Source organism: Flavobacterium sp. (assembly GCF_965277525.1).
Classification (GTDB): Bacteria; Bacteroidota; Bacteroidia; order Flavobacteriales; family Flavobacteriaceae; genus Flavobacterium.
The window spans coordinates 437,019-458,047 of the sequence record NZ_CBDIDC010000005.1 but is presented as its reverse complement, the minus strand read 5'-3'; the positions used below and the strand labels follow the sequence as shown (position 1 = coordinate 458,047).

The window sequence follows — 21,029 nt, the reverse complement described above, 5'->3', positions numbered from 1 at the left end:
ATTTAAAATCTGCATTCTACAATCTAAATTTATATAAGTGCTTTCAAAGAAAACAAAATACGGAATTAAGGCTTTAACTTATTTGGCTAGACGTGAAAATAATGAACCTGTACAGATTGCCGAAATTGCCAAAAGCGAACATATTTCGATAAAATTCTTAGAAAGTATATTATTACTGCTTAGAAATTCCGGTTTTCTTGGAGCAAAGAAAGGAAAAGGCGGAGGTTATTACCTGATAAAAGATCCAAAAGATATCAGTATGGCAAAAGTATACCGTATTCTAGAAGGTCCAATTGCGTTATTGCCTTGTGCAAGTCATAATTTTTATGAAAGATGTGATGACTGCGATGATGAAACCACTTGTGCAGCAAGACGTTTGATGATGGAGGTTCGTGATAATACATTAAAAATATTAGAAAGTAATTCATTGGCAGATATTGCATTTTAATTAATTCTGTTGAAATAAACATAAAAAGAAAGACCATTTCAGATTACTGAAATGGTCTTTCTTTTTATATTAGAACTTTATGGATTTAAAAAATCAATTTATATCCGGCTAAAAATAACATTACTGCAATAGCATTTCTAAGGAAAGCATCAGGTACTTTTCCACTTAACATACTTCCTATAAAAATTCCTGGAAGTGATCCCATTAGTAGTTGACCTAATAAAAGTAAATCTAAATTTCCCATTGAAGCATGTCCAATTCCGGCAACAAGAGTCAAAGGAACGGCATGAGCGATCTCGGTTCCTACCAAACGAGGTGTTGGTAAAAGTGGATACAAGAAGAATAAAGTAACGGTTCCTAAAGCTCCCGCTCCAATGGATGTTAGTGTTACGGTTGCTCCAAGTAAAACACCGATCGCTATTGTTAACATGTTTTGAGTATGGCTTTCGCTATGAAATTTATCTCCGGCATGTTTTTGAGAGTATATAAGTAATTTCTTTTTAAATAAAATCGCAATAGAGGTAAAAAGTAATGCCCATCCTAAACTGTATTTTATCACTGCATTTATGGTGGAGATATCGGTTTTAATACTATTTAATATCCATAAAGTCACCAAAGCTGCAGGAACACTTCCTAAAGTAAGCCATCCTGTAATTTTCCAATTAATGTTCCCTTTTTTATGATGTACAAATACACCACCCATTTTGGTAAACGCTGCATAAAGTAAATCGGTGCCAACTGCTGTTGTCGGGGGGATTCCAAAATACAATAAAATAGGCGTCATTAAAGAACCACCTCCAACACCTGTTAAACCAACCACAAAACCAACTACTAAACCTGCAATTACAAGACCTATTTGAAAATCCATGGATAAAAATTTGCAGTAAAAATAAGAACAATTTTATAATAATCCGATGGATTTGGTAGACTTTAAAATGCTATATTTGCAAATGAATATCTTTAATGTTTTATCTCATTGAAATACAGGTCAATACGTTTTTTAACTTAAGCAGCCAATTTGTTATATTTTTTTAAGTTGATGCTTACGTAATCAAAAGAGGATTAGAGTTGTAAAAAAATTAAATAATGTTTTGATATTTAGAAATAAGTACTAATTTTGCATAGTAATCTATTAACCCGATAGGGTAATAGATTTAAAAGCACAAAACCAAGCCATTAATATGGAAAAAGAATTGAAAATAAATAGTGATGGTATTAAGGCCTATAGTGCAATAAATGAGAAATTATGGGTTGTAATACCTGTTGTTTTATTGGCAGGTTTATTAATTACATTGATGTACAATCATCATGCTGAGTTTTCCTGGAATGCATTTGTTGAAGGTTTTAATCAGGAATTTTTAGTCTTTTTTGCTATTGGTCTTTTTGCCCAATTAGTTGATGGTACTTTAGGAATGGGGTATGGAGCAACTTCGACCTCGTTTTTATTAGCGTATGGGATTCCTCCTGTTATAAGCAGTACAGGAGTTCACGTTGCAGAAATGTTTACAACCGGAGCATCGGCTATTTCGCACCATCGATTTGGAAATATCAATAAAAAGCTTGTAAAGCATTTATTAATACCAGGTGTTTTAGGTTCAGTAACAGGCGCTTATTTATTGTCAGATGTTATTAACGGAGATGTTATAAAGCCCTTTATTGCCGTTTATATGATTGTTTTGGCAGTTATCATTATTAAAAAAGCATTGGCCAAAACGATTGTTAAAAAGAAAACAAAAAAATTAGGGATTCTGGCGACTTTTGGCGGTTTTATGGATGCTGTTGGCGGTGGTGGATGGGGTCCAATTGTAACTTCAACATTATTAGGAAGAGGCAGAAACCCGAGATATACTATTGGTTCTGTAAATGCAGCAGAGTTCGCCATTTCATTTGCAAGCGGAATTACTTTTATGCTTTTTGGAGGAATTCACGGCTGGCAGGTTATTATAGGTTTAATTGTAGGAGGAGTAATCGCGGCACCAATTGGAGCTTATTTAGTGAATAAAATCAAAAGAAAACCAATGATGGTGGCAGTTGGAATTTTAATTATATTATTGAGTTTAAAAACATTATCTAAATTTATTGTAAATATTTTTTAGAGAAGGAAAGAAAGAGATTATGAGTGCGACGATTATACAATCATTATTAGATAAAACAAAAGATTTTTCGCTGGATGAAACATTGGTTTTTTTAGCAAATGAATATCCGGGAAAAGTAATTTTTTCCACTTCTTTTGGTCAGGAAGATCAGGTGATTACAGATTTTATTGCAAAAAACAATACTGATATTACCATTTTTACCTTAGATACCGGAAGATTATTTCAGGAAACTTATGATGTTTTTCATAAGACATTAAAAAAATACAAAAAACAAATTGAGGTTTATTTTCCGGAGGCAGCATCAGTAGAAAATCTATTGAAACAAAAAGGTCCCAACAGCTTTTATGATTCGGTAGAAAACAGAAAAGAATGTTGTTTTATTCGTAAAGTGGTTCCATTAAGAAAAGCTTTGGCAGGGAATTCAGTTTGGATTACGGGTTTAAGAGCTGAACAATCTGAAAACAGACATGATCTGAATTTATTTGAATACGATGGAGGTTTCGAAATCATAAAGTTCAATCCGTTATTAAAGTGGACTTTAGAAGAAGTTGAAACGTATTTGTCAGAAAACAATGTTCCTCAAAATGCCTTGCACAAAAAAGGTTTCGTAAGTATAGGTTGTGCACCATGTACAAGAGCCATTTTTCCTGGTGAAGATATCAGAGCCGGAAGATGGTGGTGGGAATCAAGCCATAAAGAGTGTGGTTTGCATAGCGCTAAAAAAGAGTAAAGAAGCTAGAGGCAGGAAAATAGAGCCAGGAGAATAGAATAAAGAATATAGATTTAAGTTTCAGAGGAACGATTTATATTGTAGCGTCGGGTTTTAATCCGTTGAAAAAAAATAAAAAGAACAGAATAAATAGTGGAAAGTCTTATGGTAACTCACAAACTTAAAACCTGAAACTTGAAACTAAAAATATCAAACAAAAAACAATGAGTTCAGTATTAAAAACAAACGCTTTAGAGAGTGAAGCGATATACATTTTCAGAGAAGTAATTTCACAATTTGACAAACCTGTTTTACTTTTTTCTGGAGGAAAAGATTCTATCACTTTAGTGCGTTTGGCACAAAAAGCATTTTTTCCGGCAAAAATTCCGTTTCCTCTTTTGCATGTTGATACGGGACACAATTTCCCTGAAACAATTGCTTTTAGAGATAAACTGGTAGAAGAATTAGGTCTTGAATTAATTGTTCGTAATGTTCAGGACGCTATTGATGAAGGAAAAGTAGTAGAGGAAACTGGTAAATATTCTAGTAGAAACAGTTTGCAAACGATCACACTTTTAGATGCAATTGAAGAATTTAAGTTTGATGCTTGTATTGGTGGTGCGCGTCGTGATGAAGAAAAAGCAAGAGCTAAGGAACGTATTTTTTCAGTTCGTGACGACTTCGGTCAATGGGATGAAAAAAACCAACGCCCTGAATTATTTGATATTTTGAACGGAAAGATAGAAAATGGTCAAAACGTTCGTGTGTTCCCAATTTCAAACTGGACAGAATTAGATGTTTGGAGTTATATCGAAAAAGAACACATCGAGATTCCATCGATCTATTTTTCACATAAAAGAAAAGTTTTTTTGAGAGACGGTTTAATCTGGTCACATTCTCCTTTTGTGTATCAGGAAGAAGACGAACAAATCGAAGAAAGAATTGTTCGCTTCAGAACCGTTGGAGATATGACTTGTACAGCTGCTGTTGATTCTTATGCTGCAACAATCAAAGAAGTTGTGGGAGAAATCAGAGAATCAACTATTTCTGAAAGAGGAGCCAGAATTGATGACAAACGTTCTGAAGCCGCAATGGAAAAGAGAAAACAACAAGGGTACTTTTAATTCAATTAAAAATTTAGAATTAAAAATTAAAATCAAAAAAACATACAGATTTAACTTTAGTTCAAAGGCAATCAACTTTAAACTTGAAACCTGAAACTAAAATTTTAAACCTGAAACAATATATAAGAATGGAAGTTTTAAAAATAGCAACAGCAGGAAGTGTAGATGATGGAAAAAGTACTTTGATCGGAAGATTATTGTACGACACAAAATCATTGACGACTGACAAAATAGAAGCAATCGAAAAAAGCAGTAAACAAAAAGGGTATGATTATCTTGATTTTTCGTTGGCAACTGACGGTTTAGTGGCCGAAAGAGAACAAGGAATCACGATTGATGTAGCGCATATTTATTTTTCGACTGCAAAGAAAAGTTACATTATTGCCGATACTCCGGGTCACGTAGAATATACCCGAAACATGGTTACAGGAGCTTCGACTTCTCAGGTTTCTATTATTTTAATTGATGCCAGAAAAGGAGTTATTGAGCAAACCTACCGTCACTTTTTTATCAACAATTTATTGAGAGTAAAAGAGGTAATTGTGGCGATTAACAAAATGGATTTAGTTGATTATTCGGAAGAAGTTTTCAATAAAATCAAAGCCGATTTTCAGGCATTAAACGCAAAAAGTACATTCAAGGAACAAAACGTAAGTTATATTCCGTTAAGTGCAATCAATGGCGGAAATGTTGTTGATCAGTCAAAAGATATGCCTTGGTACGCTGGTCAAACCGTTTTAGAGCATTTAGAAGGATTGCATTCTTCAGATGTTTTTGAAACAGGAAAAGCACGTTTTCCGGTTCAGACCGTTATTCGCCCAAAAACAGAAGAGTATCATGACTTTAGAGGTTACGCGGGAAAATTATACGGAAACTCAATTAAAGTAGGAGATGCCGTAACAGTTCTTCCTTCTTTAACCGAATCAAAAGTATCTAAAATTCACTTTTTCGATAAACAATTTGATGAAGCCGTTGCTGGTTCTTCGATTACAATCGAATTAGAAAATGATATCAATGTAACAAGAGGCGATATGATTGTAAAGTCATCAGAACTTCCAAAAATTGAAAAAGAAATAACTACAACAGTTTGCTGGATGGACAGTAAAAAACTGGTTGCAGGAACAAAATATATTGTACAGCACAACACCAATTCGGTTTTGGCAAAAGTAGAAAGTATCAAAAATACAATCTCAACAGACTATTCCGGAACAAAAGAAGCTTCACAATTAGCTATAAACGAAATAGGAGAAGTAAGCATCAAATTAAGCAAGCCTTTATATTTTGACGCTTATAACGACAATAAATCAAACGGAGCTTTTATCTTAATCGATACAGCAACCAATACCACCGCCGGAGTTGGATTTATTAGATAAAATGCAATAGACTTAAGCCTTGAGCACAAAATAAGAAAGTTAAAGTTAGCTATTAGCTAAGAGCCAAAAGCAAAATAAAATGGAAAGTTTTAGAACAGAAATAGAAAATCCGATCGTTCAGAAAGAGATCATCGATTTAGAAAAAAAGATTCATTTATTCCGTGGAGGAAAAATTGATGATGAGCGTTTTCGTAGTCTTCGTTTAGCACGAGGAATTTACGGACAACGCCAGGAAGGTGTTCAAATGATTCGTATTAAATTGCCGTATGGTAAAGTAACCAGCGAACAATTGGTGCGTATTACGAAAGTTTCTGATGAGTATTCTACAGGACGTTTGCACATTACAACCCGTCAGGACATTCAGATTCACTACGTAAGTTTAGACAGAACTCCGGAACTTTGGGCAAATTTGGCAAAAGACGATGTTACCTTGCGTGAAGCTTGTGGTAACACCGTAAGAAATATTACAGGAAGCGAATTAGCAGGTGTAGATGTAAACGAACCATTTGATGTTTCGCCTTACGCACATGCTTTATTTCAATACTTATTAAGAAACCCAATCTGTCAGGAAATGGGGCGTAAATTCAAGATTTCGTTCTCATCATCTGATGAAGATACCGCTTTGAGTTATTTACACGATTTAGGATTTATTCCAAAAATCGTAGATGGCGTTCGTGGTTTCAAAATCATGTTTGGAGGAGGTTTAGGATCTCAGCCTGCACATGCAGAATTACTTTCAGAATTTGTACCGGCGAATGAAATTATTCCAACAGCAGAAGGAATCATCCGTATTTTTGACCGATACGGAGAACGTGCCAAAAGAATGAAAGCGCGTATGAAATTCTTAATCAAAGAAATGGGAAGAGATGTTTTCCTTGATCTGGTTGAAAAAGAGAAAAAAGCAATCGCTTTTGAAACATACGAAATAGATACAACCGCTTTTGATGCACCAATTCCGGAACCATTATTAGAAACTCCTGCCGTTACTATTGAAGATACCGCAGCTTATGAAGCGTGGAAAAAATCAAACGTAATTACGCAGAAACAAGAAGGTTATTCGGCTATTGGAATCAAAGTTTTATTGGGTGATTTTTATACTGATAAAGCAAGATTATTAGCTGCTTTAATTAAAAATTATGCAGCCAATGAATTGCGTTTTTCATTGCGTCAGAATATTGTAATTCGTCACGTAAAAAACGAGAATTTACCATTCTTCTATCAGGAATTAGCAAAATTAGGATTTGTAGATTTAGGATATAATTCTACCGCAGATATTACAGCATGTCCGGGTACTGATACTTGTAATTTGGGGATTGCAAGTAGTACCGGTATTGCAGAAGAATTAGAGAAAGTACTGAATGCAGAATATCCGCAATACTTAAACAACCGCGAAATCGAAATCAAAATTTCCGGATGTATGAATGCTTGCGGGCAGCACAATATGTCAGCAATTGGTTTTCAGGGAATGTCTATCAATTCAGGAAAATTAGTAGCTCCGGCTTTACAAGTTTTACTTGGCGGAGGAAGATTAGGAAACGGATCAGGACGTTTTGCAGATAAAGTAATTAAAATTCCAAGTCGTAGAGGGCCAGATGCGTTGCGTACGATCTTAAATGATTTTGACAAAAATGCAAACGGAGAAAAATTCCTGAATTATTACGATCTGAAGGGAGAGAAATATTTCTATGAAATTTTGAAACCTTTTGCAGACGTAACCAATTTAACCGAAGCTGATTTCGTAGATTGGGGTAACGCAGATAACTACGTAAAAGCAGTTGGAGTTGGAGAATGTGCCGGTGTTGTGATCGATTTAGTAGCAACTTTATTATTAGAAGCCAAAGACAAATTGACTTTTGCTCAGGAATCCTTCGACGAAGGAAAATGGTCAGATGCAATTTACCATGCTTATGCAGGATTTGTAAATGGTGCAAAAGCATTATTGCTTTCAGAAAACGAAAAAACAAATAACCATGCAGGAATTGTAGACTTATTTGATACTGTTTTCATAGCAACATCAAAAATAGAATTGCCAACTACATTTAGAGAATTGGTATATCAAATCAACCAAAATGAACCTACGGAAGTATTTGCGAAAGCATACATTCAACAAGGAATTTCATTTTTTGACACAATAGAAAAATACAGAGCTCAAGAATTAGCAAATGCATAATACGATAAAACCCAAAGTAACTTTAGTTGGCGCTGGTCCCGGAGATCCGGATTTGCTTACGCTAAAAGCCGTAAAAGCCCTTGCTGAAGCGAATGTGGTTCTGTACGATGCCTTGGCCAATGAGGAAATACTAGCACATGCTCCTCAAAATGCCGTCAAAATTTTTGTTGGAAAAAAAATAGGAAATCACGCTTATACGCAAGATCAAATCAATCAGTTGATTGTTGATAATGCTTTAACGTACGGAAACGTAGTACGTTTAAAAGGAGGTGATCCATTCATTTTTGGCCGCGGAAGCGAAGAAATAGAATTTGTAGAAAGTTTCGGAATCCCAACAGTTGTGGTTCCAGGAATATCCTCGGTAGTCGCAGTTCCGGCAAGTCAGGGAATCTCGATAACTAAAAGAGGCGTTTCAGAGAGCTTTTGGGCGATTACGGGAACAACTTCTGATAGAAAATTATCTTCAGATGTAGCTTTGGCAGCACAATCCTCAGCAACAGTGGTTATTTTGATGGGAATGCATAAGTTGCCTCAAATTATCGATTTATTTCAAAAAGAAAACAAAGGAAATCTACCCGTTGCAATCATTCAAAACGGAACAACTTCTGATGAAAAAGTAGGAGTTGGAACCGTAGATTCGATTTTAGAAGTTGTAAAACAGCAAAAATTAAGTTCGCCAGCAATTATCGTTCTCGGAAATGTGGTTCGCGAAAGCAACAAACTAAAAGGATTTTACGAAGAATTTCTATCAAAAGAAATGGCAAGATGATAAAAGTTCCGGAGGAACGATTGATAATGTAGCGTCGGGTTTTAACCCGATGTTGCCAAAGAGATTGTTCCGTAGGAACTATATATTGGTAATGAAAAATCATCTAATTTTGATTGGATGAAAATAAAATAAAATGGAACAGAATGAATTATATCCAATATTCTTAAAACTTCACAATCTGAATGTTTTAATTGTTGGAGGAGGAAATGTTGGGCTAGAAAAGCTCTCTTTTTTACTAAAGTCGAGTCCCAACGCAAATGTTGAGGTTGTAGCACCAAATTTTCATTTAGAAATAAAGGTTTTAGCCGAGAAACACCCTTCGATTACATTAACAAAATCGAAGTTCAAAAAGAAAATGCTCAAAAAGCGCCACCTGGTTATTGCTTGTACCGATGATTTAAAAGTCAATAAAAAAGTATACGATTTATCCCGAAAGCGTTATTTGATATGCAATATTGCCGATACGCCGGATTTATGTGATTATTATTTAGGCGGAATTGTAACGAAAGGAAATGTGAAAATTGCCATTTCGACCAACGGAAAATCACCAACAACCGCCAAAAGGCTGCGGGAGTTTTTTGAGGAAGTAATTCCGGAAGATATCAATCAAATGGTCGAAAACCTTAATGAATACAGGAAAACATTGAAAGGCAATTTTGAAGACAAGGTTAAGAAAATGAACGAGATTACTGCTTCATTAAAAAATAAAGAGTAAAAAATTTCACAAAGAAATCAATGATAAAAATCATTGGCAGTCGAATAAATTATTCGTTTCTTTGTTCTTATTAAGAATGATTATAAACAAATACCATAATGATTAAAACAGATATACTTATAATTGGAGCAGGACCTACAGGTTTATTTGCCGTTTTCGAGGCAGGATTATTAAAATTAAAATGTCATATTTTAGATGCTTTGCCACAAGCAGGAGGACAACTTTCAGAATTGTACCCTAAAAAACCTATTTATGATATTCCTGGTTTCCCGGAAGTTTTAGCAGGAGATTTAATTGATAACTTACAAGAACAAATTAAGCAATTTGAACCAGGTTATACATTAGGAGAACGCGCTGAAACAATCGAAAAACAAGAAGACGGAAGTTTTATTGTAACATCAAATAAAGGAACTAAATTTCATGCACCGGTAATTGCTATCGCCGGAGGTTTAGGAAGTTTTGAGCCACGCAAACCACTTATAGAAGATATCGACTTTTATGAAGATAAAGGAGTAAAATACTTCATCAAAAATCCGGAGAAATTTAGAGACAAAAGAGTTGTAATTGCCGGAGGAGGAGATTCAGCATTAGACTGGAGTATTTTCTTGGCAAATGTAGCTTCAGAAGTAACTTTAATTCACCGTAGAAACGAATTTAGAGGAGCTCTTGATTCAGTAGAAAAAGTACAGGAATTAAAAACAGCCGGAAAAATTAAACTAATTACTCCTGCAGAAGTAATTGGAATCAACGGTGCTGAGCATGTGGAATCTTTAGATATCGAGGAAAACGGAGCACACCGTAAAATCGAAACAGATTATTTTATTCCACTTTTCGGATTAACACCAAAATTAGGTCCAATCGCAGATTGGGGATTAGATATCGAGAAAAATGCTATTAAAGTAAACAACGCATTAGATTATCAAACCAATATTCCGGGAATCTTCGCCATCGGAGACGTTAATACATACCCAGGAAAATTAAAATTAATCCTTTGCGGATTCCACGAAGCAACCTTGATGTGCCAGGCAGCTTACCAAATCATCAATCCGGGTAAAAAATACGTCCTTAAATATACCACAGTTTCTGGTGTAGACGGTTTCGACGGAACTCGTAAAGAAGCTCCAAAAGCGGTTGTGAAAGCGATAGTTTAATTCTTAAAGTTGCTAAGAAGCTAAGTTTCTAAGGCACTAAGATTTTTATATAGTAAGCCCAAACCATTTACGGTTTGGGCTTTTTTAGTAAAGCATGTAAATCCCAGAGAGATGTTATATTTATAGAATTACCGATATTTGTTGGACGGAAACCCCATCGGGGTGACATATTAATTACAATAATTACATATCGCTCCGCTGGAGCTTTGGTTGAAAAATAATTATTGGCTATAAATATTACGCTCCGCTGGAGCTCTTTTATTTCTATCTTTATTTTATAAACAAAAAAAATGGCATTCGACGAAGACAACGCACAAAGAATCCGAACCTTTCTCCAACATAAAGAAGCTGATTTTTTTGAAAAGAAAATGTTTGGCGGTCTTGTATTTATGGTCGATAACAAATTATGTTGCGGAACTCGGCTAGACAAACAAATTGGCGAAAATCTTCTTCTCTGCAGAATCGATGATAAAGCTTATGAGACTGCAATAGAAAGAGATGATATACTACCAATGCCAAATGCAGAAAGACCAATGAAAAACTACATCTTTGTCACAGAAAGCGGCTGGCAAAAAAGTAAGGATCTGGCATTTTGGTTAGAGCTTTGCTTAACATTTAATCCCATTGCAAAAGCAAGTAAGAAGAAATAATTAAAAAGAATAATTATTCATAATATTTGTAATCCCAGCGGGATGAAATATTTATAGCATTCAGAACATCTAGTTGCAAGAACCCCATCGGGGTGACATATTGATATTGTGGCAATAATATATCGCTCCTCCGGAGCTTTTAATATAAGAGAATCAGTAAATAGTTTTAGACTTAGAGCCTTAGCAGCTTAGAATCTCAGAAACTTAAAAAAACACTTGCAATTGTTCAGGTTATGTCTTTACTTTGCACTGTTCTTAAAATTACTGAAAGTTATCACGAAAGGCGGAGGGAAAGACCCAATGAAACCTTAGCAACCCTTTATCATAAAGAAGGTGCTACATTCTACTTTATACTATTCTTAGTATCAAAGATAGATAACACAAATACATAAAAGTATTTCTCAAAACTCTTCCTGACAACTTACAATATAATTTTACCGAATTCATTTTGGTATCATGAGCGAATCATTGGCGCATTTTTGCTGTCAATCGTTCCCGCTTTTCGTTGCAATCTTTTGCTTTTTAAAGAACAAAGCAAAAGGATTTCCACTTCAATCGGGGCTAATGAGCCATGAATAGTGAATTTTTGGAATTAATGTGAATCAAAATTTCGTGATAAACCTGACGGGTTTTTTTTAAACCCGTCAGGTTTAATAAACGTTAGAAATTATAATTAAAAAAACTTAGCATCTTAACGCCTTAGCGTCTTAGTGGCTAAAAGACAAATAAGTCATGGCAATAACAATTCAGGAAGCAATCAAAAAAAATATCCTAATCCTTGACGGGGCAATGGGAACGATGTTGCAGTGCTATAATTTCTCCGAAGAAGATTTTCGTGGAGAGCGTTTCAAAGATTTTCCGCATCCCTTAAAAGGAAACAACGATTTACTATCCATAACACAACCACAAGCCATTCGCGATGTCCACGCCGCTTATTTTGAAGCGGGTGCAGACATCGTAGAAACCAACACTTTTTCAGGAACCACAATTGGTATGGCTGATTATTTCCTGGAAGATTTGGTTTACGAATTAAATTACGAATCGGCAAAGCTTGCAAGAGAAGTAGCTGATGAATTTACAGCCAAAAATCCAGATAAACCGCGTTTCGTAGCCGGTTCAATTGGTCCAACAAACCGAACGGCAAGTATGTCACCAGATGTAAACGATCCGGGTTACAGAGCCGTAACATTTGATGATTTGCGAATTGCTTACAAACAACAAGTTGAGGCGTTAATGGATGGCGGTTGCGATTTACTTTTGGTAGAAACCATCTTTGATACTTTAAATGCAAAAGCAGCACTTTTTGCTATTGAAGAAGTAAAAGACGAACGTAACATCGATATCCCAATTATGGTTTCAGGAACAATTACCGATGCTTCAGGAAGAACACTTTCCGGACAAACGGTTGAAGCATTTTTGATTTCAGTTTCGCATATTCCGTTATTGAGCGTAGGATTCAATTGCGCTCTTGGAGCCGATTTGTTGAAACCATATTTAAAAACATTAGCACAACATACGAGTTTTAATGTTTCGGCACATCCAAATGCAGGATTACCAAACGCATTCGGACAATATGATGAAACACCGGAACAAACCCAAGCATTCATCAAAGAATATTTAGATGATAATTTAATTAATATAATAGGTGGTTGTTGCGGAACAACTCCGGATCACATCAGATTAATTGCTGAAGTTGCGAAAGATTATAAGCCACGTGTGGCGCCGGTATTTGAATAAAAAGTCTTGAAAGCAAAAATGATAAAAAGACGTAAAGTAAAACGAATTGGCAGACGATTTTCTTCTTTGCGGTAATTGGCTTAATAATATATCAAATATATACTAGTAATCAACGAGATGATTATAGAAAATTGTTCAAAGGAGAAACAATTGCATTAGTAACTATAAACGAAGGTTCAGGAAAATACAAAGTTTTAAGATATTATTTTTATACAGATAGAAAAATATTAGGAAGGATTGGGAATAGATCTCGTAATAGTAATCTATATAAAGAAATAAATAAGTTTTACAAAGTAAAATATGATTTAAACAAACCTGAAGAAAATGAAGTTTTTTTAGAAAAGGAGTTAAAACCTGATTCTACAGCATTAGTTAAAGCTGGTTTTACAAAAACTAAATATTATGAATATGATGATGGTGTAACGGGTAAATATTTAGAAAAATTAAAGTGGAAATAAAAGTTCCAGAGGAACGGAACATATTGTAGCAGCGGAATTTATTCCGTTGAAAATTGAAAAAAGAAATGGCAGAAAATAGAAGAGACCTTGTATTAGCAGGATTAGAACCGTTGATTATTACGCCAACCAGTGTTTTTGTAAACATCGGGGAACGTACGAATGTAACAGGCTCAAGAAAATTCCTTCGCCTGATCAAGGAAGAGAAGTATGACGAGGCACTTGATATTGCAAGACAACAAGTAGAAGGAGGAGCACAGATCATCGATATTAATATGGATGAGGGAATGCTTGATGGTGTTCAGGCAATGACTAAATTTTTGAATTTAATTGCATCTGAACCGGATATTTCGAGAGTGCCGATTATGATCGACAGTTCGAAATGGGAAATCATTGAAGCAGGTCTAAAAGTAGTACAAGGAAAAAGCGTTGTAAACTCAATCTCTTTGAAAGAAGGAGAAGAAGCCTTTATTCACCACGCCAAATTAATCAAACGATACGGAGCTGCGGCTATTATCATGGCTTTTGACGAAGTAGGTCAGGCCGATAATTTTGACCGAAGAGTGGAGATTTGTCAGCGTTCGTATGATATTTTGGTTAACAAAGTTGGTTTTCCACCACAGGATATTATTTTCGATTTGAATATTTTCCCCGTTGCAACCGGAATGGAAGAACATCGCCTGAATGCTTTGGACTTTTTTAGAGGCACAAAATGGGTTCGGGAAAACTTGCCACACGCACATATTAGTGGTGGTGTAAGTAACGTTTCGTTCTCTTTTAGAGGGAATGATCACGTTCGTGAAGCGATGCACTCGGTGTTTTTATACCACGCGATCAAGAACGGAATGACAATGGGAATCGTAAATCCGGAAATGCTTTCGATTTATGATGATATCCCAAAAGATTTATTAGAACATGTTGAAGATGTAATTCTTGACCGACGTGATGATGCAACGGAAAGACTTTTGGATTTTGCTGAAAACGTAAAAGGCGAAGTAAAAAGTGATGAAAAAGCGATTCAGGAATGGCGTTTAGGTACGGTTCAGGAACGTATAACGCATTCATTAGTAAAAGGAGTTGATGCTTTTATTGAAGAAGATGTAGAGGAGGCTCGTTTGGCAGCAACAAAACCTATTGAAGTTATCGAAATTAATTTGATGACAGGAATGAACGTTGTAGGAGATTTATTTGGAACCGGAAAAATGTTCTTGCCTCAGGTAGTAAAATCGGCACGTGTAATGAAAAAAGCAGTTGCGTATCTGTTGCCCTACATTGAAGCCAGCAAACAGGCCGGCGACAAGCAGGGAAACGGAAAAATATTGATGGCTACCGTAAAAGGAGACGTTCATGATATTGGTAAAAATATTGTTTCGGTAGTTTTGGCTTGTAATAACTATGAGATTGTAGATCTTGGTGTAATGGTGCCTCCGGAAAAAATTATTGCCGCAGCCATAGAACATAATGTTGACATTATTGGTCTAAGCGGACTGATCACGCCTTCGCTTGACGAAATGGTGTATTTGGCAAAAGAATTAGACAAACAAGGAATTAAAATACCGATTATGATTGGTGGAGCAACCACTTCGCGAGCACATACTGCCGTGAAAATCGCTCCGCAATATAGAGAAACTGTAATTCACGTAAACGATGCTTCAAGAGCCGTGACCGTGGCAGGAAATTTATTAGATCATAACCGTAAAATATATGCAAGCGATATTCGTGCTGAATATGATGCGTTTAGAGAAACGTTTTTGAATCGTTCGAGAGATAAAAACTTCCTGACGATTGAGCAAGCGCGTAAAAATAAATTACAATTGGATTGGGACGAATATACGCCGACTAAACCAAAGGTAATTGGCAAACAAATCATCGAAGTAGATCTTGATGTTTTGGTTCCGTATATCGACTGGACACCATTTTTCAGGACTTGGGAATTGTTCGGAAAATATCCGGCGATTTTAACGGATGAGGTTGTGGGAGAACAGGCAACTTCAGTTTTTGCAGATGCTCAGGAAATGCTGACAGTGATTTTAGCAGAGAAAAAACTAACGGCAAAAGGAATCTACGGAATCTTCCCTGCCAACCAAATCGATGATGATGATATCGAATTGCGTGATGAAAACGGAAAAGTGTTGGAGAAATTCTTAACGCTTCGTCAGCAATCACAAAAAACAAAAGGAGCGCCAAACATCGCTTTATCTGATTTTATTTTACCAAAAGATTCAGGTATTACAGATTATATGGGAGCTTTTTGTGTCACAACAGGTTTTGGTGTAGATGAATGGGCAGCCGAATTTGAAAAAGACCTTGACGATTATAATTCTATTATGGTAAAAGCATTAGCCGATCGTTTTGCTGAGGCTTTCGCCGAATATTTGCACGAAAAAGTACGTCAGGAATTCTGGGGTTATGATCCTCAGGAATCACTTTCGACAGAGGATCTGATCGAAGAAAATTACAAAGGAATTCGTCCTGCTCCGGGATATCCGGCTTGTCCGGATCACTTAGAGAAACCAACAATTTGGAAACTCTTGAATGTAGCCGATGAAATTGGAGTAACCTTAACGGAAAGTATGGCGATGTGGCCGGCCTCTTCGGTGTCAGGATATTACTTCGGAAATCCAAAAAGTAAATACTTCGGACTCGGAAAAATAAAAGAAGATCAGGTGGTTGATTACGCCAAACGACGCAATGTCTCTACCGAATATGCATCGAAATGGTTAAACCCTAATATAGCAGACTAAAATATAGTCATAAAGTCAAAAGTCATAAAGTCTCAAAGGACATGACTTTCGACTTTCGACATTCAAACTTTAAGACTTAAAATGAAAGTAACAGAACATATAGAAAACGCCAAAGGAAAAACATTATTCTCATTTGAAATTATTCCGCCTCAAAAGGGGAAAAGCATTCAGGAATTATACGATAATATTGATCCGTTGATGGAGTTTAAACCACCGTTTATTGATGTAACGACTTCTCGCGAGGAGTACATTTATATTGATAAAGGCAACGGACTTTTAGACAAAAAACTAACTCGTATGCGTCCGGGAACGCTTGGAATTTGCGCTTCTATAAAACATAAATACAATGTAGATACGGTTCCTCACGTACTTTGCGGAGGATTTACCAAAGAAGAAACAGAATATTTATTAGTAGATTGTAATTACCTTGGAATCGACAATGTGATGGCTTTACGTGGTGATGCCATGAAAGACGAACAATATTTCATGCCAAAAGCAGGAGGAAATGATTATGCAATTGATTTGGTGAAACAAATTAGTTTACTAAATCAGGGAAAATACCTTCATGAGGTAATGGATGCTGATAACAGAGCCAATTTTTGTATTGGTGTCGCTGGTTATCCGGAGAAACATTTAGAATCGCCATCGTTGCAATCAGACTTAAAAAGACTGAAAGAAAAAGTAGATGCCGGAGCTGATTATGTGGTAACACAGATGTTTTTCGACAACTCAAAATATTTTGCGTTTGTAGAAAAAGCCAGAGAAATGGGCATCACAATTCCGATTATTCCGGGAATTAAACCTATTGCGGTACAGAGACATTTACAGGTTTTACCTCAAATTTTCCGTATCGATTTACCCGAAGATTTAATTCATGCCGTAGACCAATGCAAGAATAATGCTGAAATCAGACAAGTAGGTATCGAGTGGGCCATTCAGCAATCATTAGAATTAAAAGCGGCCGGAGTTCCTGTCTTACACTATTATTCAATGGGAAAATCAGAGAATATTCGCCAGATTGCGAGCCATCTTTTTTAATATAAAGTACTTTTTGTAATCTTTGTCAAAGTTTTAAACTTTGACAAAGATATCGCTAGTTTGGAATTTGGATTTTTAAATTTGGATTTTAATTGTAACCATTATGAAACAAGAAGAATTACAAGCAATAGCTTCTCAGTTGAAACATCCAACGGGAGAAAAAGGAATCGAAATGGGAAACATGATGAATGCAACCAACATCAACATGACGCGCCATTCGGTTCAAAATCTACATATAGCATCAGGAGATATAATTCTCGAATTAGGTCACGGAAATGCGGGACATGTAGCATTTATCTTCGAACAAGCAGAAAATATTAAATATTACGGACTCGAAATGTCTGAATTAATGTTTCAGGAAGCGCGACAGATCAATAGAAATTACGTTTCTCAAAAACAAGCTTTCTTTTCACTTTATGACGGAAACATAATTCCGTTTGAGGATCATTTATTCAATAAAGTATTTACGGTAAATACCATTTATTTCTGGCAGGAACCTGAAAAATTGCTTTCGGAAATTTACAGGGTTTTACAGCCAAAAGGAATTTTGTGCATCACTTTTGCTGAAGAAAGTTTTATGAAACAGCTTCCTTTTACTCAATTCGAATTCGAACTTTATAGTACAGAAAAAGCTGAGAAGCTAATTGAAAAGTCACCGTTCAAAATCATCAACAAAGAAACATTGACAGAAAAAGTAAAAAGCAAAACCGGTGAATTGGTGGACAGGGCTTTTACAACTTTGGTTTTAGAAAAATCTTGATTATATAAAACAAGAGATTAAAGTGTTTATTTTGTTCCTAACGGTACAAAATTTTGATAGAAAATCATGAATTAAAATAAATTTAGCGTGCCGTAGGTACGCAATATTTACCGTTTTGTTGCGTACCTAAGGCACGCCAACCCATATCGAATTTAATTGCTAGCAACATTTAGTGCCTAATGGCACATTTGATTCGCATACATTAAAAAATCATTTGAGATCCTTTTAATCAGTGGCATAAAAAAAAATAATTTCAGCACTCTTTTTTTGAGTACTTTAATTGATTTTTATTTTACGTTTCTATTCCCAAATTGTAATACGACTAAATTATGGAGGTTAAAAAAATCAATTTTCTAAAAAGTTACAGCAGTGTTTTATTACTTCTGGGAGGAATTATAATTGGAAGCATTTTCGGTTTGGTTTTTAAGGAAAAAGTAGCGGTTATAAAACCAGTTGGTGATATATTTCTGAATTTACTTTTTACAGCGATTATTCCGTTGGTCTTTTTTACTATTACCTCTTCAATTGCTAATCTGGAAAAAACAGAAAAGTTAGGAAGACTATTTATCATTATGATAGCAGTTTTCTTAGGGACGCTTTTAATTTCGGCAATTGTAATGATTATAGCTGTTTATCTTTTTCCCATTCACGAAAACATTATAATTACTAAACTTCCACTGGAGCACATTCAATCCGGAAGTGTTGGTGATCAAATTGCGCAATTACTGACGACGAATGATTTTTATGAATTGTTATCCCGAAAAAGTATGTTGGCGCTTATTATATTTTCATTTTTAATAGGATTTGCGACTTTGCAATCAGGAGAAAAAGGAAATGCTTTTAAAAGTTTTCTGGACTCAGGAAACGAAGTCATGAAACAGTTGTTGACTATGATTATGAAATTGGCGCCAATAGGTTTAGGTGCTTATTTTGCCTATCAGGTTAGTTATTACGGACCGCAATTATTTGGAGTTTATGCCAAGCCCTTAGGTGTGTATTATGTAGCCTGTATCTTTTACTTTTTTGTATTTTTTAGTTTGTATGCTTTATTGGCCGGAGGAAAAAGAGCTTTTGTAGTTTTCTGGAGTAACAATATAACACCTTCATTAACAGCGATAGGAACCTGCAGCAGTATTGCAACTATTCCGGCAAACCTTGACGCAGCAGAAAAAATGGGTATTCCCAAACACGTCCGCAATTTGGTTATTCCGTTGGGAGCACCTTTGCACAAAGACGGTTCGAGTATGTCATCCATCTTAAAAATAACATTTCTTTTTGCCATGTTTGGTAAGGATTTTACGGCACCATCAACCATACTCTTAGCATTGGGAATTACGATAATTGTTTCGATTGTCGAAGGCGGAATCCCAAACGGAGGTTATATAGGAGAAGTTTTGGCCATTACCGTTTACGGCTTACCCATGGAACAAGCCTTACCGGTAGCGATGATTCTGGGAACTCTCGTTGACCCAATCGCGACTTTGCTAAATGCCAACGGAGATGTGATTTCCTCTATGATGGTCTCGCGGTTTTCTGAAAAAACCAAATGGTAAAACAGTTTTAGAAAAGCATATTCAATTAACTTTAAATTAAAATCAGTGTTCAATCCGCTTAATTTGTAAGATCTGTGGGCTATTTTCACGATCGCATTGATTAGGCATATAAAATTTTAAAATGAATTCAGTACTTCAACACGATCTGAGTGATCTCGAAAACATACTTAATCAGGCCAAACAACAAGGAATTGATTTTTTGAATAATCTCGACAATGTTCCAACTTCAACTAAAAATACAATTGATCCAACGCGAGATTTAAATGAAGAGGGATTAGGATCATTAGCCGCTTTAAAAGAATTTAACGAACGATTGGCACCATTGATGGTGGCTTCGCCCGGACCACGATATTTGGGTTTTGTAACTGGTGGCTCAACTCCGGCTTCAATTGTAGGAGATTGGTTAGCATCAGTTTATGATCAAAATACACAAGCGATAAAAGCACAGGGAGGAGTTTCGGCTTTAATAGAATTTGAAACCATCAATTTGTTATTACAATTATTAGATTTGCCAAAATCATTTTTAGGTGGCTTCGTAACAGGTGCAACAATGTCAAATTTTACGTGTTTAGGAGTGGCAAGACAATGGTTTGGAGCTCAATCAGGAAAAGATTTTGCGAAGAACGGAATATCTGAAACCATAAATATCCTGACCGCTACACCACATTCTTCTTCGATAAAGACATTATCAATGTTGGGAATTGGAAGTAATAATTACACCACGCTTAAAACCATTGAAGGCAATCGTGAAGCAATTGATATAGATGATCTGGAAAAGAATATTCAAAATTTAAACGGAAAGCCTTTTATTTTAATTTCGAGTGCCGGAACAGTTAATACAGCTGATTTTGATGATTTTATAGCTATTTCAAAACTAAAAGAGAAATACAATTTCTGGTGGCATATTGATGCTGCTTTTGGCGGTTTTGCTGCTGTTTCTGAAAAGTTTAAACATCTTGTTGAAGGTTGGGAAAATGCTGATAGTATCACAATTGATTGTCATAAATGGCTCAATGTGCCTTATGAAAGTGCTTTTTATCTGATGAAAGAAAAACACGTAAATCTTCAAACAGAAACTTTTCAGAATTCGAATGCACCCTATTTAGGAAATCCGTTAGAGAATTTTAATTACTTAAATGTATTACCGGAAAATTCACGTCGTTTACGTGCTTTACCGGTTTGGTTCTCTTTAGTAGCTTACGGGAAAGAAGGTTTTCAGGATATTGTAGAGAACAGTACTTCTTTAGCATTACATTTTGCCAATGCATTAATTGAAGATGATAATTTTGAACTTTTGGCGCCCATTCGCCTTAATAATGTTTGTTTTACCTTAAAAGGAAATCATAATCAGGAAAATGTAAGCCAGTTTTTGACCCGTTTAAATGATAAAGAAAAAGTATTTATGACACCAACTGTATATCAAAACCGTAAAGGAATCAGGGCTTCATTTGTAAACTGGCGCACAACAGAAAATGACATCAGAATAATAATCGAAGAACTTAAAGAGACTATTTTGGATTTGGAAATATAGTCTTTT

The 21,029-nt window shown here is 35.5% G+C and carries 18 protein-coding genes and 1 riboswitch; of the genes, 17 read left to right on the top strand and 1 reads right to left on the bottom strand.

What is annotated here, in order from left to right:
* Positions 1–37 precede the first annotated feature (37 nt).
* The gene (locus ACQY44_RS10300; RefSeq protein WP_055097114.1) at positions 38–448 is read left to right on the top strand and encodes an RrF2 family transcriptional regulator; all 411 of its coding nucleotides are present in this window, start codon (positions 38–40) and stop codon (positions 446–448) included.
* Positions 449–533: 85 nt separating this feature from the next.
* Here the strand turns inward: ACQY44_RS10300 and ACQY44_RS10295 are convergent, their stop codons facing one another.
* Positions 534–1,316: a sulfite exporter TauE/SafE family protein gene (locus tag ACQY44_RS10295; protein ID WP_428230272.1), complete on the bottom strand. Its 783-nt coding sequence runs from the start codon at positions 1,314–1,316 to the stop codon at positions 534–536.
* A 313-nt stretch (positions 1,317–1,629) separates the two neighbouring features.
* Here ACQY44_RS10295 and ACQY44_RS10290 point away from each other — a divergent pair, with 313 nt between their 5' ends.
* The 16 genes from ACQY44_RS10290 to ACQY44_RS10215 all read left to right on the top strand — a co-directional run bounded on the left by ACQY44_RS10290 (position 1,630) and on the right by ACQY44_RS10215 (position 21,023).
* Entirely contained in the window at positions 1,630–2,544 is a 915-nt protein-coding gene (locus tag ACQY44_RS10290) for a sulfite exporter TauE/SafE family protein (protein ID WP_428230271.1), read from the top strand.
* A 19-nt stretch (positions 2,545–2,563) separates the two neighbouring features.
* The gene (locus ACQY44_RS10285; protein WP_428230270.1) at positions 2,564–3,274 is read left to right on the top strand and encodes a phosphoadenylyl-sulfate reductase; all 711 of its coding nucleotides are present in this window, start codon (positions 2,564–2,566) and stop codon (positions 3,272–3,274) included.
* Between the two features lie 203 nt (positions 3,275–3,477).
* Positions 3,478–4,377: a sulfate adenylyltransferase subunit CysD gene (cysD, locus tag ACQY44_RS10280; RefSeq protein WP_428230269.1), complete on the top strand. Its 900-nt coding sequence runs from the start codon at positions 3,478–3,480 to the stop codon at positions 4,375–4,377.
* A 128-nt stretch (positions 4,378–4,505) separates the two neighbouring features.
* The gene (locus ACQY44_RS10275; RefSeq protein WP_428230268.1) at positions 4,506–5,750 is read left to right on the top strand and encodes a sulfate adenylyltransferase subunit 1; all 1,245 of its coding nucleotides are present in this window, start codon (positions 4,506–4,508) and stop codon (positions 5,748–5,750) included.
* A 79-nt stretch (positions 5,751–5,829) separates the two neighbouring features.
* On the top strand, positions 5,830–7,920 hold the full coding sequence (locus tag ACQY44_RS10270) for a HEPN domain-containing protein (RefSeq protein WP_428230267.1): 2,091 nt from the start codon (positions 5,830–5,832) through the stop codon (positions 7,918–7,920).
* Complete coding sequence (gene cobA / locus ACQY44_RS10265; protein ID WP_428230266.1) at positions 7,913–8,689, top strand: uroporphyrinogen-III C-methyltransferase; 777 nt, start codon at positions 7,913–7,915, stop codon at positions 8,687–8,689. The genes ACQY44_RS10270 and cobA overlap by 8 nt, the downstream gene beginning before the upstream one ends.
* A 133-nt stretch (positions 8,690–8,822) precedes the next feature.
* The gene (locus ACQY44_RS10260) at positions 8,823–9,404 is read left to right on the top strand and encodes a precorrin-2 dehydrogenase/sirohydrochlorin ferrochelatase family protein (RefSeq protein WP_428230265.1); all 582 of its coding nucleotides are present in this window, start codon (positions 8,823–8,825) and stop codon (positions 9,402–9,404) included.
* Between the two features lie 98 nt (positions 9,405–9,502).
* Complete coding sequence (locus ACQY44_RS10255) at positions 9,503–10,555, top strand: NAD(P)/FAD-dependent oxidoreductase (RefSeq protein ID WP_428230264.1); 1,053 nt, start codon at positions 9,503–9,505, stop codon at positions 10,553–10,555.
* 290 nt (positions 10,556–10,845) lie between these two features.
* A complete protein-coding gene (locus ACQY44_RS10250) occupies positions 10,846–11,205 on the top strand; it encodes a TfoX/Sxy family protein (protein WP_428230263.1) in 360 nt (119 codons plus the stop codon).
* Between the two features lie 268 nt (positions 11,206–11,473).
* Positions 11,474–11,587: riboswitch (SAM riboswitch) on the top strand.
* 350 nt (positions 11,588–11,937) lie between these two features.
* Positions 11,938–12,942, top strand: a complete 1,005-nt coding sequence (locus ACQY44_RS10245) for a homocysteine S-methyltransferase family protein (RefSeq protein ID WP_428230262.1) — start codon at positions 11,938–11,940, stop codon at positions 12,940–12,942.
* A 131-nt stretch (positions 12,943–13,073) separates the two neighbouring features.
* Positions 13,074–13,400, top strand: a complete 327-nt coding sequence (locus tag ACQY44_RS10240; protein WP_428230261.1) for a hypothetical protein — start codon at positions 13,074–13,076, stop codon at positions 13,398–13,400.
* A gap of 65 nt (positions 13,401–13,465) precedes the next feature.
* On the top strand, positions 13,466–16,141 hold the full coding sequence (gene metH, locus ACQY44_RS10235; RefSeq protein ID WP_428230260.1) for a methionine synthase: 2,676 nt from the start codon (positions 13,466–13,468) through the stop codon (positions 16,139–16,141).
* 81 nt (positions 16,142–16,222) lie between these two features.
* Positions 16,223–17,179: a methylenetetrahydrofolate reductase [NAD(P)H] gene (metF, locus tag ACQY44_RS10230; protein ID WP_428230259.1), complete on the top strand. Its 957-nt coding sequence runs from the start codon at positions 16,223–16,225 to the stop codon at positions 17,177–17,179.
* A 103-nt stretch (positions 17,180–17,282) separates the two neighbouring features.
* Complete coding sequence (locus ACQY44_RS10225; RefSeq protein WP_428230258.1) at positions 17,283–17,939, top strand: class I SAM-dependent methyltransferase; 657 nt, start codon at positions 17,283–17,285, stop codon at positions 17,937–17,939.
* 329 nt (positions 17,940–18,268) lie between these two features.
* Complete coding sequence (locus tag ACQY44_RS10220; RefSeq protein ID WP_428230257.1) at positions 18,269–19,492, top strand: dicarboxylate/amino acid:cation symporter; 1,224 nt, start codon at positions 18,269–18,271, stop codon at positions 19,490–19,492.
* 121 nt (positions 19,493–19,613) lie between these two features.
* Positions 19,614–21,023, top strand: a complete 1,410-nt coding sequence (locus ACQY44_RS10215) for a pyridoxal phosphate-dependent decarboxylase family protein (protein ID WP_428230256.1) — start codon at positions 19,614–19,616, stop codon at positions 21,021–21,023.
* Positions 21,024–21,029: the final 6 nt, after the last annotated feature.

What these genes read in the sequence shown, in the direction of transcription:
- ACQY44_RS10295 (WP_428230272.1), bottom strand. Translation starts at nt 1,316, where the DNA reads ATGGATTTTCAAATAGGTCTTGTAATTGCAGGTTTAGTAGTTGGTTTT.
- ACQY44_RS10290 (WP_428230271.1), top strand. Translation starts at nt 1,630, where the DNA reads ATGGAAAAAGAATTGAAAATAAATAGTGATGGTATTAAGGCCTATAGT.
- ACQY44_RS10285 (WP_428230270.1), top strand. Translation starts at nt 2,564, where the DNA reads ATGAGTGCGACGATTATACAATCATTATTAGATAAAACAAAAGATTTT.
- cysD (WP_428230269.1), top strand. Translation starts at nt 3,478, where the DNA reads ATGAGTTCAGTATTAAAAACAAACGCTTTAGAGAGTGAAGCGATATAC.
- ACQY44_RS10275 (WP_428230268.1), top strand. Translation starts at nt 4,506, where the DNA reads ATGGAAGTTTTAAAAATAGCAACAGCAGGAAGTGTAGATGATGGAAAA.
- ACQY44_RS10270 (WP_428230267.1), top strand. Translation starts at nt 5,830, where the DNA reads ATGGAAAGTTTTAGAACAGAAATAGAAAATCCGATCGTTCAGAAAGAG.
- cobA (WP_428230266.1), top strand. Translation starts at nt 7,913, where the DNA reads ATGCATAATACGATAAAACCCAAAGTAACTTTAGTTGGCGCTGGTCCC.
- ACQY44_RS10260 (WP_428230265.1), top strand. Translation starts at nt 8,823, where the DNA reads ATGGAACAGAATGAATTATATCCAATATTCTTAAAACTTCACAATCTG.
- ACQY44_RS10255 (WP_428230264.1), top strand. Translation starts at nt 9,503, where the DNA reads ATGATTAAAACAGATATACTTATAATTGGAGCAGGACCTACAGGTTTA.
- ACQY44_RS10250 (WP_428230263.1), top strand. Translation starts at nt 10,846, where the DNA reads ATGGCATTCGACGAAGACAACGCACAAAGAATCCGAACCTTTCTCCAA.
- ACQY44_RS10245 (WP_428230262.1), top strand. Translation starts at nt 11,938, where the DNA reads ATGGCAATAACAATTCAGGAAGCAATCAAAAAAAATATCCTAATCCTT.
- metH (WP_428230260.1), top strand. Translation starts at nt 13,466, where the DNA reads ATGGCAGAAAATAGAAGAGACCTTGTATTAGCAGGATTAGAACCGTTG.
- metF (WP_428230259.1), top strand. Translation starts at nt 16,223, where the DNA reads ATGAAAGTAACAGAACATATAGAAAACGCCAAAGGAAAAACATTATTC.
- ACQY44_RS10225 (WP_428230258.1), top strand. Translation starts at nt 17,283, where the DNA reads ATGAAACAAGAAGAATTACAAGCAATAGCTTCTCAGTTGAAACATCCA.
- ACQY44_RS10220 (WP_428230257.1), top strand. Translation starts at nt 18,269, where the DNA reads ATGGAGGTTAAAAAAATCAATTTTCTAAAAAGTTACAGCAGTGTTTTA.
- ACQY44_RS10215 (WP_428230256.1), top strand. Translation starts at nt 19,614, where the DNA reads ATGAATTCAGTACTTCAACACGATCTGAGTGATCTCGAAAACATACTT.